This window comes from Streptomyces sp. WAC00040, assembly GCF_056835925.1.
This window is the reverse complement of record NZ_JAKQZE010000002.1, coordinates 857116-872185: the sequence shown is the minus strand read 5'-3', so window position 1 is coordinate 872185 and position 15070 is coordinate 857116. Positions and strand designations below refer to the sequence as shown.

At 68.8% G+C, this 15070-nt stretch carries 10 protein-coding genes and 1 pseudogene; 6 read left to right on the top strand and 5 right to left on the bottom strand.

Going from position 1 to position 15070, the window contains the following annotated elements; translation table 11 throughout:
- Nucleotides 1-13 precede the first annotated feature (13 nt).
- The 4 genes from MDN94_RS23360 to polX all read left to right on the top strand — a co-directional run bounded on the left by MDN94_RS23360 (nucleotide 14) and on the right by polX (nucleotide 10527).
- On the top strand, nucleotides 14-2053 hold the full coding sequence (locus MDN94_RS23360) for a CHAT domain-containing protein (RefSeq protein ID WP_482727819.1): 2040 nt from the start codon (nucleotides 14-16) through the stop codon (nucleotides 2051-2053).
- Nucleotides 2050-7179, top strand: coding sequence for an AAA family ATPase (locus MDN94_RS23355; protein ID WP_482727818.1), 5130 nt, complete (start codon nucleotides 2050-2052; stop codon nucleotides 7177-7179). Before MDN94_RS23360 ends, MDN94_RS23355 begins: the two co-directional genes overlap by 4 nt.
- Nucleotides 7179-8531, top strand: coding sequence for a hypothetical protein (locus MDN94_RS23350; RefSeq protein WP_482727817.1), 1353 nt, complete (start codon nucleotides 7179-7181; stop codon nucleotides 8529-8531). Before MDN94_RS23355 ends, MDN94_RS23350 begins: the two co-directional genes overlap by 1 nt.
- Nucleotides 8532-8799: 268 nt before the next feature.
- The gene (gene polX / locus MDN94_RS23345; protein ID WP_482727816.1) at nucleotides 8800-10527 is read left to right on the top strand and encodes a DNA polymerase/3'-5' exonuclease PolX; all 1728 of its coding nucleotides are present in this window, start codon (nucleotides 8800-8802) and stop codon (nucleotides 10525-10527) included.
- 75 nt (nucleotides 10528-10602) lie between these two features.
- Here the strand turns inward: polX and MDN94_RS23340 are convergent, their stop codons facing one another.
- The 5 genes and pseudogenes from MDN94_RS23340 to MDN94_RS23320 all read right to left on the bottom strand — a co-directional run bounded on the left by MDN94_RS23340 (nucleotide 10603) and on the right by MDN94_RS23320 (nucleotide 14101).
- Entirely contained in the window at nucleotides 10603-11202 is a 600-nt protein-coding gene (locus MDN94_RS23340) for a DUF998 domain-containing protein (protein ID WP_482727815.1), read from the bottom strand.
- 148 nt (nucleotides 11203-11350) lie between these two features.
- Nucleotides 11351-11745, bottom strand: a pseudogene (locus MDN94_RS23335) (pectate lyase); the annotation flags it as partial.
- A 219-nt stretch (nucleotides 11746-11964) separates the two neighbouring features.
- Complete coding sequence (locus MDN94_RS23330) at nucleotides 11965-12813, bottom strand: GNAT family N-acetyltransferase (RefSeq protein WP_482727814.1); 849 nt, start codon at nucleotides 12811-12813, stop codon at nucleotides 11965-11967.
- 128 nt (nucleotides 12814-12941) lie between these two features.
- Nucleotides 12942-13775 carry an SMI1/KNR4 family protein gene (locus tag MDN94_RS23325; protein WP_482727813.1) on the bottom strand — a complete coding sequence of 278 codons (834 nt, stop codon included), beginning with the start codon at nucleotides 13773-13775 and terminating at the stop codon, nucleotides 12942-12944.
- Nucleotides 13772-14101 carry a deoxyxylulose-5-phosphate synthase gene (locus tag MDN94_RS23320; RefSeq protein ID WP_482727812.1) on the bottom strand — a complete coding sequence of 110 codons (330 nt, stop codon included), beginning with the start codon at nucleotides 14099-14101 and terminating at the stop codon, nucleotides 13772-13774. The genes MDN94_RS23325 and MDN94_RS23320 overlap by 4 nt, the downstream gene beginning before the upstream one ends.
- Before the next feature lie 189 nt (nucleotides 14102-14290).
- On the opposite strand from MDN94_RS23320, the gene MDN94_RS23315 reads away from it, so the two are divergent.
- Both MDN94_RS23315 and MDN94_RS23310 read left to right on the top strand, forming a co-directional pair.
- A complete protein-coding gene (locus tag MDN94_RS23315; protein ID WP_482727811.1) occupies nucleotides 14291-14788 on the top strand; it encodes a DUF2975 domain-containing protein in 498 nt (165 codons plus the stop codon).
- Entirely contained in the window at nucleotides 14788-15042 is a 255-nt protein-coding gene (locus tag MDN94_RS23310) for a helix-turn-helix domain-containing protein (protein WP_482727810.1), read from the top strand. The genes MDN94_RS23315 and MDN94_RS23310 overlap by 1 nt, the downstream gene beginning before the upstream one ends.
- The last annotated feature ends 28 nt before the right edge of the window (nucleotides 15043-15070 follow it).

The following is a 15070-nucleotide window of genomic DNA, read 5'->3' as shown; positions in this document are numbered from 1 at the left end:
CGCGAGAGAAACGATGGCAAGCAAGGCTGTTCTGCGAATCGCCGGCTCGTTCGGCTCAGGGCGAGGCAGGGAGGGCGACTACACGGTTCATTTGTCGGTGGACGGGGGTCATGAGAGCTTTTGTTCGCTGGGAAGTATCGAATTTGAGCATGGGTTCGACACGGTCTTCGATCGTGACGCCGATGAGGGTCTCCGCCGGGATGCCGGAGACGTCCTGTGCCGTGCGTTGTTCGACGGAGGTCTGGCGGCGCAATGGGACCAACTCCGCGGCGGCGCAACACGGCAGGACCCCGTTCGCGTGGTGCTCGAGGTCGAGCCCCCCGAGCTGCGAGGGCTGCCGTGGGAACTGATGCGGCAGCACGGATGGTGGCTGTGGAACAGGCCTGAACTGCTGATCAGACGTGGGACGGCTGCAACGGTCGAGGCCGGCCCGGAGGAGCTGGGGCCGCTGCGGGTGTTGGTCGTCATCGGCACTCCCGCGCACGATGAGGAGCTGCTGGCGGAGCAGGAGCTCGCGGCCATGTCCGGGGCTCTGGAGAGCGCTCCGGCACGCGTTCACCTGGAAGTGCTCGACGATCCGGCGAGCGCCGCCGCGCTGTCGGACGCCATCGACCGCTTGCGACCCCACATCCTCCACTTCATCGCTCACGGCATGCCACGCCCGGGTATCGGCGGTCCCGAACTGGTCTTCACCCCTACGTGCGGCGAACCCTGGTCCCTCACGGCCGACGATGTACCCGCTCTGGCCAACCATCAGCCTCGACTGGTGGTGCTCAACGCATGCCGTTCAGCAGCGGACCCTGCCGACTGGGTCGGTGGTGTGGCCAGGGCCTTTCTCGACGCCGGGTCACGGGCCGTCGTGTCCATGCAAGCTGACATCGAGTCGGATGCCGCGGTGGTGTTTTCGGACACGTTCTATGCACGCCTGGCGGAGTCGAGCCCCGTGGACATGTGCGTGGCCGCGGCTCGTGCAGCGCTCGCCCGGATGCCCGTGAGGACCGGCGTATGGGCGCTGCCGGTGCTCCTGACCTGCTGCGAACCCGATGCCGTACTGCCCGTCGCGTTCCGCCCCGCGGCCGGCGTCCTCCGCGACATTCTGCGGAGCAGGCCGTACGCCGAGCTGCGCCGATTCGTGGGCCGTTCCGAGGAGCGGAGGCAGGCCTGGTGGGCGGTGGACGCCCCGCACGCCTCGCCCGCCGCCATGGATCGCTCAGTGCTCGTCATCAGCGGCCATTCGCAGACCGGTCATCACAGGACAGGCAAGACATGGCTGGCTCATTGGTGCCTCTTGACCTGGTTCCTGAGGGGACATCACATTGTTTCCGTGGACCTGGCCGGTAGGTCGGGTCCGGCCGGGGGGCGGCCGGGGGGCGGCGTGAGGAACAAGGACTGGCTGACCGTATTACGGATGATCCGTGACCAGGCCACCTCTCCCGATCAGCTGTGCCCGATCCCCAAGGACGCCTTCGCGAAGTTCAATGCGGAGCTCAACCAGCTCGTCCTCGGCAGTGCGAGAACGGCTCCGAACGGGCATCAACCCGAAGTCGACGAGGGGCGGGGGTTCAACGACGACGCGGCGCGGGCCGACGAGCGGAAGGCCGGCATCTTCGCCGCATTCCTCGACACTCTGTCCGCTGCCGCGGGTGCCCAGCGGCTGGTGCTGGCTCTCGACCACACGGAGTGCATCATGCCGGACTCTCTCGCGGGCGAACTCTACGAGGGCCTGATCCAGCCCATTGCGTACGGCAAGCCGCCATTGGTGCGACTCGTCATCGTCGCTCGCGAGGAGAACGTGAGCCCCGCCCTGCGCGAGTCCGACGCACACATGATCGGCCGAGTCCAGGTCGGCGATTTCAGAACATCAGAGCTCATACGGCTGGCGCGGGCCTACAGCAGCCGACTCGGGTATGTCCCTGATGAAAAGGTCCTCAACTTCTTGCAGAGTTACCAGGAGACCGCGGGCGAGTTCTTCGCCGTCGACCTGTTCCACACGTTGACTCCGCATGTGCCGCAGTGGCTCGAAGCGGCCAACGCCCTGGGGGTGCGCCGATGACCAACGGCACGGACACGTTGCTGGAGATCGCACGCAGGCTGGCCACGGGGGAAAGTCCCAGTACGATCTGCCGTTCCCTCGTGCCTCCTTCCTGGGCACCCGTCCTACGGGCCTGCGCCGTCGCCCGTACCTTCACCTCCGTCCTCTACGACGAGGTGCTGCACCCCTGGGCAGCGGCGGAAGAGACCGCCACTCCTTCCCTGGACGACCTGCTCTCGACCAGCACGGTGCACCCGGTCGCCGGCGAACCCGGAAGTTATGCGCTCGCTGACGAGGTGCGCAGCGGCTACTTCCACCAGTGGTTCGACCCCGGCCGCCCCGAGCTCACCGGCAGACTGCACCAGCTCGAAGAACGCATCGCCGACCATCTACGAACCACCGGCGACGAAACCGAAGAGCTACGCCACCTGTTGCTCCCCTTACCGGATACCGCCCGCTCGACGTTCGAGCGGCTGTTCACCGAAGCCGACCGGTTGCGAGACTTCCCTGCCTGCCAGGACCTCATCGACGTCCTGGGCGACGCCGACCGCCGTCCCCGACTTCCTAACGCACTGCAGGAAGTCCTTGCGGATCGGGCAGGCTACGTTCGAGCACGTTCGTACTGGGCGGCGGACTACGCACGCTCGGCACAGTTCCTGCTGCCCAGAGGACTCGAGAAGAACATCGAACGGTGGCTGGGCGGCCGGCGGCGCGTCTGGCAGCTCTACGGCCAGGGCGGGGCCGGGAAGACCATGCAGTTGCGCTGGCTCGTCGCCCGGTACTGCGTACCGAAACCGCATGACGTACCGTGTGCCCGGATCGACTTCGACGTCATCAGCGCCCGTGCCGTGGGACGGCACCCATGGCTTGTCCTGTTGGAGATCGCCGACCAGTTCGACAGACGGCTCCCGGGTCGGCCGTTCGAACGGCTGGACGACTACGCCGCCTACCGGATCCTCTTGGCACGGCGACCCTCCCCACCAGCCAGGGAAGCAGCTCAGAACATCGCATCCCTGGACTCCGCCGCCGTCGAGGAGGAGCTGGTCACCGCCTTCGCCGAGAGGCTGAACCGCGCACGTCCACAAGGCCCGGTGGTGCTGGTCGTCGACACCATGGAGGAGCTGCTCCTGCACGGCCGGCAGGAGGCTGATCGGTTTCTGCGACTGCTCGGACGGCTGCTGGAAAGCTGCCCGGGACTGCGGCTCGCGCTCGCCAGCCGGAACGATCTGCGCGAGACGCTGCCGCACGCCATGGACGCGCTCGGTAAACGCCAGACCAAGCACAGCGAAGTAGCACCGCTGAGCGTAAAGCAGGCGATGAGATACCTCCGTCTCCGTGGGATTCGCGACAACAAGCTAGCTCACGCGGCGGCCGACATGGCAGGCGGTCTCCCCCTGAAGTTGGCCCTGTACGCCGATGCCATCGATCAAGAACCCACGATCACGGAGAAGGAGCTACGCGGTCACGACGAGCCCCATCTGCGCTACCTCATCGACCGCGTGGTCCAGCGCATCGACGACCCGGCTGTGCGGTGGCTGCTGCGCTACGGAGTCGTGCCCCGCCGACTACGGCTGGAGGAGGCACTCACTGTCATGGAGCCCTGGCTGGCAGCGGGGATCAGTGGCAGGAGCGGCGCCGACAATCCGCGCAACGACCGCCATCACCGGCAAGGAAGCGCCGACATCTTCCCGACCGCGGCGACAGCGCCGACGGAGCAGGATCTCCGCCAGGCATGGCGGCGACTGCTCGACTATGCGAGCACGTCTTCCTGGGTCTCCCGTCACGCGGGCGACGACTCCGTGGTGGTCTTCCACACCAACGTACTCGCCCCCATGCGCCAACTGGTGGCAGACCAGCCTGTCTCCCAACACCTGCACCAGGCGTTCATCGAGCATTTCGAGGCCCTGGCAGAGACGGATGCCGAGCAATGGGTGGCCTGTACGAAGGAGGCGCTGTATCACCGGTTCCAGATCGACGCCGGCAACGCCGCCCAGGTGTGGCAGGCCGCGGTGGAACGAATGCAGGATCATCACCGCGTCGAGGCCGTGCGGGAGCTGAGCGAGGAGATCCTCGGACCCGAGTACGTGGACGGCGGGCGACCGCGACTCCGTCTGGACGGAGAACCGCTCATCAGCCATGCGACCTTGGTACAGGCGCATCTGGCCATTGCCATGTCCCTGGCCCTGAAGCAGGCCGACAATCCGACGTTCAACTCAGCCGACCCTATGTGGAACGAGATCGAACACCGCCTCGCCCTCGTCGACACGCTCCGGGAGCACGCACCCGACCCGGTCCCCACCGGCAGCGCCGAAGTCATTCTCCGCGCCGGCCTGCAAAGCAGCCAGGGCATGCACGTCGAGGCCGCGGCACTTGTCCGGTCGGGACTGGACATCGAGGCCGACGGGAAGTGGCGTGAGCGGCTGCTGACGATTCTCGCCCGTATCCAGACGGCGCTCGCGGACCCGGGCGCAGAATCCACGTACCGACGAGCACGTGTAACCGCTCGAGAACGCGGAGCCGCGACCAGTGAGGCACTGATCGCCCTCGAGCTGGCTCAGGAACTGGAACGCGGTACCCGTCTCGACCAGGCCTTCGCATTGCAGGACTCGGTGCTCGCCATGGACGCCGCCCCGGTGAACCTCGGGGCCGCCGCCGGAACGGATCCTGCCGCCGAGAACGTCCAACTGACGGCGTTGCAGCGACGGGCCCTCCTGGGCAAGGCCCGCAACCAACTCCGCACGTTCACACCGACCGGAGCCATCGCCACCCTCACCGGACTGGACCCGGACGCCGCCTCTCCACTCGAACAGGCCGAAGCCTGCCTCTCACTGTCCCAGGCGTATCGGCAGCTGGGCCGCTCCCGTGCTGCACTCGCATCCCTGGACGAAGCCGACACAGCTCTGGCGAAAGCCGGCGGCCCGGCCAAGTACCGTCACCTGGCGAGGAACCTCATGGCCCGAGGCGTTCTGGCCGGTGAACTCCTCGCCGTGGACACCGCCCAAGCCGCCTTCGATCGTGCGGCAGGCCTGTGGAGCGACCTCGGCTTTCCCCACGGCCACCCCGAGTGCCTGCTGCTGTATGCCCGCTTCCTCGCCCGCGATCTCGGTGATCTGAATCAGGCCGCCACCGCACTCACCCTCCTGAGAACCGCCGATGTGTCCGGCACATGGGCCGTACAACGTGCCCTGCTGTGGTCCGAACTCCACCGTCAGGGATACGAAGTGGACCATGCGCTGCGTGCGGTACCCCTTACATCACCACAGGACCTGCTCCAAGGGGGTGTGGCCGCCGTACTCACCGCCCCCGAGCGGGTGAGTGACCTCGCTGTTGCGCTCGCGAAGATGCAGCCACCGGCGGCACGCCTCGCCGTCCTGGAAGACCTCGCCTGGTGTCCCTCCCCCGGCACGGCCGACGGTGAACGCGCCGGGCTCGAGCTGCTCCAGCCCCTCTTCGACGACATCATCAGGCCTGAACCACTGAACTCCGACGAACTGATGCAATGCAGGTACCTCGCCGAGTTCGCGCGCGTCCGCGGGCAGTTCAACCAGGCGCTCCAGCTCACCGTCCAGGCCGACCAAGAGCTCAGCCGAACACCTGCCGGTGAGCCGCTGCAAGCATGGCGGCAGGCACGTGCCCACTCGCGCCTCGAACTCGTGCCCGGCCGGGAACTCACCCGGCTCCTCTGCTCAGCAAGCCCCCAGGACGCTCCATTGCTGACGGCGGTGGCGCACTGGCTGCATGCTTCTGCCGAGCCGGCCGACAGTAGAGAGAATCCTTTGCGAGCCGCGACCGAGTTCCTCAGCCAGGTGCACCGTCCTTCGGCGTGGACCGCTCGTATCCTGCACTCCAGCGCCGCCCTGCTCGGTGACACGTCGACCCAGCAGATCGCCAACCGGATGGCATTCCATCTCGGTCATCCCGTCGACTCCCCGGAAATCGAACGGCACACCCCTCTCCGTGTTCCGTCCGAGACCGAACGCGTCGTCTCTCCCACCCTCAAGCGGGACGGTGACTCCGACCCCGTACTGATCGCGCGCTCGCTGTTGGACGATTGGCGTCACGCTTCAGCAGCCGGCTGCGGACGCCTTCAGGTCCTTCACCGAGGCCGCCCCCCGCTGTCGGCCCTGCAGCTCCAGTCCGACGACACGGCTCTGCACGCATTCCCCTGGGAACTGGTCGATCTGCCGAGCGAGGCAAGGGCCGCAGTGTTCTACCGGACACTGCCTGACGCAGCGGAGTCGGCAGACACGCGCGTTCTCCAGACGGCGCTGAAGGTTGGGCACGGAGTCGACCTGGTGATCGACGGAGTGTTCGGTGCTCTCACCGACGCGGCCATTACCGCAGGAGTGGTCGCAGCGCTGCCGAAGAACATGAGCAGTACGTCCAAGACACTTGTATCGGTCGCCGTCGCCACGGCCTTGTGGACACTGCGCGAAACGGCGAGGTCGGAGTACGGGGCGAAGTCGGTCCTCATGCTCCACTGCGACGCCGGCGATGCATCGGCGCACTCAGCACTCGGACGGGCACCGGCCAAGGTCTTCGAAAATCACGGCTGCACAGTGCGGCGACTGCGGGCGCCTGCAGCCCTTCCACCCCCACGCAAGGGCCCCCCGGCCCTGCTGCACGTCAGCGCACCCCTGCGACTCAAGAGCGGCTCCATTCCCTACTTCGATCTGTCGCCCGCCGGACTCAGCCATGGTGACCGCCTGAAGAGCAAGGCGTCCGGATCAGATCTGGAACCCAGCCGTCTCGTGGAGTGGCTTGCGGGATTCGCACCCGGCACACAACCCCTGATCGTGCTCGATCCGCCACGCCCCGCCTCACCGGCCGACATCCCCCTCCAGCTCGTGCTCCGCAATCTCTTCGCCGCCACCCTCTTCGCCTCGGGTATCGCCCCGGCGGTAGTCGGATGCGGACTGATCCGCAAACCGCTCCACCAGACCACGCTCCTCGCGCAAGCAGTCGCGGAAGAGCAACCGCTGCACGAACTGCACCGCGCCCTGAGATCGGCGCCCACCGGCGGCAGCCCACCAACGAGCCCCATCACGCTTCCGGCCGAAGTGGACTGGGGCCAAGACGTCATCGAGACCCTCGGCGCCGCGCTCTTCGCCACCCCGGCCGCCCTGCGTACCCCGGAGCGGACCTGATGGAAGACCCGGACCCCGGCTACGCCGCTCGGCGCCGGTTCGAGGTCCGTCAGGCCATGGAAGCGCTGACGTCCGAACTCGACGACTGGCGGAAGATCGCGCAGAGTGCCCCGATGGCAACGCACCGATCGCAGGTAGAGAGCGCCGCCAGGGTCGTGGCAACCGCGCTGGAACACGTGTCCGCCATGCTGCCTGCCGATCAGGACACGAAGGGGGCCGAGATCGTCCTGGACCTGCACCATGTGTGGGACTTCTTCCGCGGCAAACTGATGCTGCGCCACCACGACCCGTACCGGGCGTGGCTGACCGTCGCCGACGAGTTGGCCTGGGCCCTCTACCGCCCCGTCCGGGACACAGCGACGGGAACAGCGGGGGCTGTGTGCAAAGAGCCGCCGCTGACCTTCCTGAACCGGCAGCCGGTTCCGTTCGCCTCCGCACGTGGTAGCGACTTCGAGGCCCTGCTGGCCCCTGGCAGGCAACGGACCGGCGCAGGCCGCCGGGCCAGTCGGCATCTGCCCTTTCCGGTCATCGGGATTCCCTGGTCGACAAGTCGCCACATCCCGTCCCTGCTGGCTGTCGCCCACGAAACGGGCCACCACATCGAGGACGACTTCGGTCTCACCGCGACCCTCGTGACACGACTGCGTGAGGACACGGGACTGGCGCAGGGGCGCATCGCTGTGTGGGAACCGTGGATCGGGGAGGCATTCGCCGACATGTGCGCGGCACTCGCCTGCGGGACGGCCTACGTGTGGACGCTGACGGACGCGCTCACCACCGCAGGGGCCGACCCCCACGCCGGTGCCGGAGAGTATCCGTCACCCCGGATGCGGGCACTGGTCTGCCGGGCCTGCCTCACCGCGGACGAGCCCGGCCCGCTGCCCGCCCTCCCTGGCCGGCCGCAGCCCACCGATTCGGAGGCGGAAGCCGTGGTTGCGGCCCTGCTCGGCAAGGGCTTCGCAGAACTGGGGGGCCGGACACTGGCCTCCTTGATCGGTCTCCGTCGGCCCAACGGGCTCGCGGACTCCCGGGACAGGCTCCGCAGCCGCCTCTCGTCCGGCCGGCGGGACGTGCCCGGCGTATTCGCCGCAGCAACCCTCGCCTTTGTCCATGACCCGGACGCCTACAAGAAGGCGGCAGTCGGGGAACGGGCGATGCGCGACATACTGGCTCTCGTGCCCAAAGGCCCGCGTGGGGGTGCCGGTGCGACGGACCTGGCCGTCAGGCGGGATTCGGCCCTCGGCCGGGAACTCGCAGGCCTACTGGCATCGGAAGCGGCAGCCGGAACGCTGAGCGCTCAGCGTGCCGACGTGCCCGCCGCCCGCCGATTCCGCGCCACCGGCGCGACTTGATCAACGCGAACCGCCCCCTCGGGTCCAGAATCCGAGCGCCTGATCACCTGGGTTCGCCCTCTCAGTCCCATGTGCGGGGGTCCACCGGTGCGGAGCGCTTGATGCTGGTGGCATCGAGCGCAAACGCCGCCGACGGGTCCCGAAGGTCCGCCGGGATGCCATGTGCCGGTCGCATCGACCCACGTGTCGGTAGGTGCTTCCGATGTCACGGGCCCTCGCCCCGTCTGCCGGCGTGCCCACCGAGGGCGGCCGGGGGCACCCTGGAGACATGGCCCGAGCCAACGACCAGGTCGAGGCGCTGCTCCAGGAGTACGCCGACCTCATCGCCATCCGCGGCGGGGAGGCCTTCAAGGCGCGCGCCTACGAGAAGGCCGCCCGCGCCGTCGGGGGCCACCCGGAGGACGTCTCGAACCTCGATGCCGAGGGGCTGCGCGAGATCCCGAACGTCGGCAGGTCCGTCGCCGACAAGATCATGGAGTACCTGCGGACCGGCCGTATGTCCGTCGTCGAGGAGGCCCGGGCGTCCGTGCCGGCCGGGGTGCGGGAGCTGATCACGATTCCGGGACTCGGGCCCCGCAAGGCGCTGGTCCTGTACGAGGAGCTCGAGGTCGCCTCCGTCGACCAGTTGCTCGACGCCATTCACCAGGAACGGCTGCGCGATCTCAAGGGCTTCGGAGAGCGTACGGAGAGCAACCTCCTGCACGGCATATCGGTGCTCCAGAAGGCCGGTGAGGGCCGGATGCTCGTCAACGCCGCGATGGACGTCGCCGAACAGCTCGTCGCCGAGCTGTCGGACGTCCGCGGCTGTGTCCGGTGCGCGTACGCGGGGTCCCTGCGCCGTATGAAGGAGACGATCGGGGACGTCGACATCCTGGTGGCGGCGCACCGGTCGGCCCCGTTCATGGAAGCACTCACGGCCCTGCCCCACACGGCCGAGGTCATCGCACACGGGGAGAAGAAGACGTCGGTGCGCACCACCACAGGGCTTCAGGTGGATCTACGGGTCCTCCCTCCGGCCTCGTGGGGCGCGGGGCTGCAGTACTTCACCGGCTCCAAGGCCCACAACATCCGCACGCGTGAGATCGCGGTGCGTCGAGGGCTCAAGCTGTCCGAGTACGGGCTCTTCGACGCCGAGAGCGGGGAAAGGATCACGTCCGAGACGGAGGAGGAGATCTACGCCCGGCTGGGTCTGCCCTGGATCCCGCCGACGCTGCGCGAGGACCGCGGTGAGATCGCGGCCGGACTGAACGGCGAGTTGCCGGACCTCCTGTCGGAGAAGGACATCCGCGGGGATCTGCACACGCACACCGACTTCACCGACGGGCTGGCCCCGCTGGAAGACATGGTCGCCGCCGCTGCCGCCCGCGGTTACGCGTACTACGCCGTCACCGACCACGCCCCCAACCTGTACATGCAGCGCATGACCAAGGAGAAGATCCTCGCCCAGCGCGAGCGGGTCCGCGCGCTCGACGGCACGCACCACAGGATGCGGCTGCTGCACGGCACCGAACTCAACATCGGTCCGGACGGCACCCTGGACTGGCCCGACGAGTTCCTCGCGGATCTCGACATCTGTGTGGCCTCGGTCCACTCGCACTTCAACCAGAGCAGGCGGGAACTCACCCGTCGTCTCGTCCGCGCCTGCGAGAACCCGCACGTCGCCGTCATCGGACACCCCACGACCCGCCGGATCGGCAAGCGCCCGGGCATCGACGCCGACTTCGACGCCGTCTTCGCCGCCTGCGCGCGGACGGACACCGCTCTGGAGATCAACGCTCATCCCGAGCGCCTCGACCTGTGCGACGAGGACATCCTGCGCGCGAAGCGGTACGGCGTGAAGTTCGCCGTGGACTCCGACGCGCACGCGATCACACATCTGCCGTACATGCGCTACGGGGTGGCGACGGCGCAGCGTGGCTGGCTGACGAAGGAAGACGTCATCAACACGTGGCCGCTGACCAGGCTGCGCCGGTTCCTGGGCAAGAAGGGCGCCTGACGAGCCTCGGACGCCGCACTGTGGCGCAGACACCGGTCCCGGCCGGCCCCCGTCGAGTCCGACGGCCGGCCGCGGTCATCTCGAGGGTCCGTCGTCGTCGGGATACAGAAGGCAGGAAGCGACGACCACCAAAGGCCATGCGGACTGCATGCACGTCACCAGGCGTTCGGCGATGCCTGCGACACCGTGGCGGTTCGTCTCGATGAGGAACCAGACCGCACCGACGCCCATCAGGACGGTCACCACGAGCGAAGGCAGGGGCCTTAGCCCCCATGGCGCGGCTCCGCCGCGATCGGTGGCCAGCACCGGCCACACCGCGAGGAGCGCGAAGCCCACCGCGGCGACCGACCCGTGCCGCAAGGATCGGCCGCTGCTCGGCGCGGGGATCAGAACCACCGCGAAGGCCGCCACTCCCCCTCCGGCCAGTGCCACACGTCCGGCCAGCGCGGCCGGGCGCAGTCCCCAGGCGGTGAACAGATGGCAGACGCCCAGGGCGAGGAGCGCTCCGGTCATCACCCAGAATCCCTCGGTCCCGTAGGCCGCCAGAACGCTGATCGTCTGAGTGGCGGGGTCATAGGCAGGGCCTTGCAGCAGTGCGGCTACCGTCCAGCCTCCGACCAGGACGACAGGGGCGCACCCCGACGAGATCAGGGTCCACCTTGGAACAGATCGCATCAGCCCACCGTAAGGCGAACGATCTTCCGTGCGCCCCGAACACGCAGGCGGCACAGTCCGATCGGGTCCGGGCCGGCCGCGACTGCGCGCCGACGTTGCCGTCCGGCGGATCCGGCTCCCCGGACCGGCCGACGGCAGCGCGCCCCCGTCAACCGGCGTAGGTCTCGAACTCCGCAATCCGCGGCGTCCCCGTCGAGCCGGTGATCTCGAAGGTGATCTTCTGCAGCGACGTCGGGTGGAAGGTGATCACGCCCGCGCCGCTGCCGGAGGCCAGTACGACGCCGGTGTCGTGGTTGACGACCCTCCACGATCCGGTGCTGCCCACGGAGCCCGACGCCTCCCGGATGTTGATCTTCGAGACGGTGGTGGCGGAGCCCCACTTGACCGAGACGGAACCGGTCGAACCGGCCGGCGACCAGTAGGTGCTCATGTCACCGTCCCGCACATTGCCGTAGCTCGTCCCATCGGCCTTGCTCGTGCGTCGGAGCCGGCTCCGACGCTGAGGTTGGTCCCGCTGGGCCGGGTCGGGGTGGGCGGACAGGGTCACGTACATGGTGTTGTCCTTCATGTCGAACAGGCCGTCGTTAGCCCTCCGACTCACCGCCCGACGCCCGGCCGGGCCTTCCGCGACCCGGCCGGGAGTGCTGTGGCGCATGCCCGTCTTGCGGGTCCGCGCCCTGTTCCCGGGCGGCCGACATCACCGCCCGCGCGGCCCTCAGGCAGCGAAGTCGCCGCCCGCGGGCCTGTCTCAGACAGCCGGCCTCACTGCCCGCGCGCCGGCTGGTTGGCGATCAACAGGGTCGTACCGGCCGCACGGAAGCCGAGGCGGGCGTAGATGCGGGCGACCGCCTCCTCCGCGTAGGCGAGGAAGACCGTGCGTACCCCGTGGTCCCGGGCGTGAGTGGCGAGGGCCGCCATGCAAGCGGCGCCGAGACCCTGACGGCGGGCAGTGGGAAGAGTGCCGATTCCACCGATCTCGGTGGTGCCGTCGGCCGGGTGGTAGTGGCCGGCGGCCAGCGGGGTGCCATCCGGTGCGAAGGCGGCGACCAGCGCCTTGTGACCTGCACGAAGGGACGGGCGGATCGTTGCCGGCGTGTCGTCGGCCGCCAGCTTTTCGGCCGCTGTCGCCAACTCCGTGGGACCGGCCTCCCCTCGCGAGGTGCCCTCTGCCGCGAAGGCCAGCCCGGGGAGGGCGAGTACGGCGGGCAGAGCGGGATCGTCGGCGTCCAGGGCACGGATCGTGACGCCATCGGGGAGGGGCTGCGGGGGCAGCGGGCGGTGCGGATCGAGGACCATCAGCGGGCGTTCCGCGACCGGGAGTCCCGCTTCCTCGATGCGTACACGCAGCGCGGGCGTCACCTCGGCGAGCCACTCGAACGCTTCCGGCACTCCGAGCTCCCGCTGCCGGGCGCGCACCAGGGCGATGTCGGCGGCGGTGACGGCGGAGTTCGCCCAGGCGGGGCGGGCATGACCGGGGCCGCCGTAATAGGGCGCGCCTGGCTCCCTTCGCACGAAGAGGCGCAGGGGACCGAATTCCTCGGCTTCCGCGAACAGGAGTGGGGCAGTGGCGTAGTACCGCTCTATACGGTCACGCAGGGACGACTCGCTCATGCGGCGTATCCCATCACGGGACGTCAGGGCACGTTCCGCGGGCGGGACGCTCGAGGGCACGGCGCGGCGCGTTCGGCCGCGCCGTGCCCGGCCGGCTCTTACAACTGCTCCTCTGCCGTGACAGCGCCTCATTCCGGCAAGGAAGTTCCGTACGCGGTCGTGATCTCGAGCACCTGACACCCCATGAGCCCGATGGCGGCGAAGAGACGCCGGCGGACCTGCTCGCTGTCCTCGGGCGGGAAGCCGATCCGGATCTGGTGCGGATGGGACATGTCGTAGGTCAGCAGCCAGTCGGTGTCGACGGTCGCGAAGTGGTCCTGTCCCGTCCCGTCGGCCTGCGACCGCCATGTGCCCCGGTCGGTGGTCGGAGCCAGCGACTCACGCAGGAGACGCAGGCGTTCGGGATGGGGCAAGCGGCCCTCCGACAGGCGCAGACACCGATGGATGCGGCGACGGGAGGCGTTGAACCACGGCGCGAGGTCCGGCTCCATCTCTCCAAGGAGGCGCGAGCTGACGTGTCCGCCGGCCCAGCCCTCGATGAATCCGGCCGCTCCCAGGGGATGCGTCTCGTAGCGGCCGTCCCTGTCCCAGACCACGACAGGCCATTCCTCGAAGGGCCCGTCGGTGAGCCAGCACAGCCTGTCGGCGTCGATCGTGGCGCCCCAGATCAGCAGCGCCCCCGGAGCGGGGTGCAGCGGATACGGGTAACACTCTCGGTCCCGGGGCGATCCGGAGAGGTGACCGCGCTGCCACTCGATGCCGTTGTGGCGGCTGGTACCGAAGGGTGTCCGGAGGTGGAGGAAATCGCAGAACTCCCCGCGTCCGTAGGTGTCGACCAACCACTTGTAGTCGTCGGGAAGCCGAACGCCCAGCGCGGTCTCGGCGGCGGTCCAGTCGCCACGGGCGTCGACGGGTGCGGCCGGCGGCGTCACGAGCCGCGTCAGGCTGCCGCACCCGGTCATGGCAGGTCCCGCAGTACGAGTGCCTCGGCGAAGGTCGTGCCGGATCGCTGCGCGAACGCTGTGCGCTCTTGTACCTCGCGCAGGGTACGGGGCCGGTAACCGGGCCCCCCGCAGCAACTCATGTGGAAGCGCACGCCCGCGTTCAGCAGCACCGCGAGCGTCCGCCACGCCGCGGTGTCGCGCCGTCGCGGTGTGGCGAAGGCCGACCCCACATGGACCATCTCTTCCGCACACCGCGGGCAGATCCGCCGCCGGTCACTGCCGTGGTGCTGCTTGTACGAAGCGCGGCAGGGCAGGCAGACGTACGAGGTCTTCGCATGTGCCATGCAGGCACAGTAGGCGTCCGCGCCGGTCGGATCGACAGCTTTCCGGGCCCGGCGAAGGTGACCGCCGGCCGGGCTCGACGGGGCACCGGGGGCGCTCAGGAGCCGCAAGACTCCGAACACGCCTGAGCAGCTTGTCACGCCTATCGATTATCGATAGATTTCCATCGCGGTTCGATTGAAGGGGAAGCGATGGGAAAGTTGACAGTGCTGGCGCTCCGCGCCGTGATTGTGGCGCTGCTCGCCGGTTCGGTGTTCGTGCAGGCGGTGATGGTGCCCCTGCTGGCCATCGACATGAGGGAGCTCGACGCGGACGTCGCACACCTGCGCACCCCGGTCCTGGTGATCATGGTCCTCGGTATCGTGACGGTCGAAGTCGTGCTGGTCTGCGTCTGGCGGCTGGTGACCATGGTGCGGCGCGGCACTCTGTTCTCCCATGCCGCCTTCCGATACGTGGACATAGTGATCGCCGCTGTCGTGGCGGCCGCCCTGCTGGTGTTCACGTTCGGGGCCGTCCTGGCGCCGGGGGAAGCCGTCGCCCCCGGCATCGTCCTTCTGGTGGGCGGAGCCGGCCTGGCGGTCCTGGGGGTCGCGCTCGTCGTGCTCGTGATGCGGATGCTGCTCGCCCAGGCCGTGGCGCGCGATGTCGAGGCGTCCCGGATGCAGGCCGAGCTGGACGAGGTGATCTGATGCCGATCGCCGTCGACATCGACGTGATGCTCGCCAAACGCAAGATGTCCGTGGGCGAGTTGGCGGAACGCGTCGGGATCACTCCCGCCAACCTGGCGGTACTCAAGAACGGCCGCGCCAAGGCGGTGCGCTTCGCGACACTCGCCGCGCTCTGCGAGGCGCTCGACTGCCAACCGGGCGACCTGCTGCGCTGGGAGGCCGACGCGCCGCCGACGGCCGGCGTGGAGCGGACCGCCGACGCGACGGGCGGCTGACGCGGAACGGAGCACGGACGCGACGGGC

Coding starts and splice junctions, on each gene's coding strand:
- MDN94_RS23330 (WP_482727814.1), bottom strand. CDS start 12,813: ATGAGCGAGTCGTCCCTGCGTGACCGTATAGAGCGGTACTACGCCACT.
- MDN94_RS23360 (WP_482727819.1), top strand. CDS start 14: ATGGCAAGCAAGGCTGTTCTGCGAATCGCCGGCTCGTTCGGCTCAGGG.
- MDN94_RS23325 (WP_482727813.1), bottom strand. CDS start 13,775: ATGACCGGGTGCGGCAGCCTGACGCGGCTCGTGACGCCGCCGGCCGCA.
- MDN94_RS23310 (WP_482727810.1), top strand. CDS start 14,788: ATGCCGATCGCCGTCGACATCGACGTGATGCTCGCCAAACGCAAGATG.
- MDN94_RS23350 (WP_482727817.1), top strand. CDS start 7,179: ATGGAAGACCCGGACCCCGGCTACGCCGCTCGGCGCCGGTTCGAGGTC.
- MDN94_RS23315 (WP_482727811.1), top strand. CDS start 14,291: ATGGGAAAGTTGACAGTGCTGGCGCTCCGCGCCGTGATTGTGGCGCTG.
- MDN94_RS23355 (WP_482727818.1), top strand. CDS start 2,050: ATGACCAACGGCACGGACACGTTGCTGGAGATCGCACGCAGGCTGGCC.
- MDN94_RS23320 (WP_482727812.1), bottom strand. CDS start 14,101: ATGGCACATGCGAAGACCTCGTACGTCTGCCTGCCCTGCCGCGCTTCG.
- MDN94_RS23340 (WP_482727815.1), bottom strand. CDS start 11,202: ATGCGATCTGTTCCAAGGTGGACCCTGATCTCGTCGGGGTGCGCCCCT.
- polX (WP_482727816.1), top strand. CDS start 8,800: ATGGCCCGAGCCAACGACCAGGTCGAGGCGCTGCTCCAGGAGTACGCC.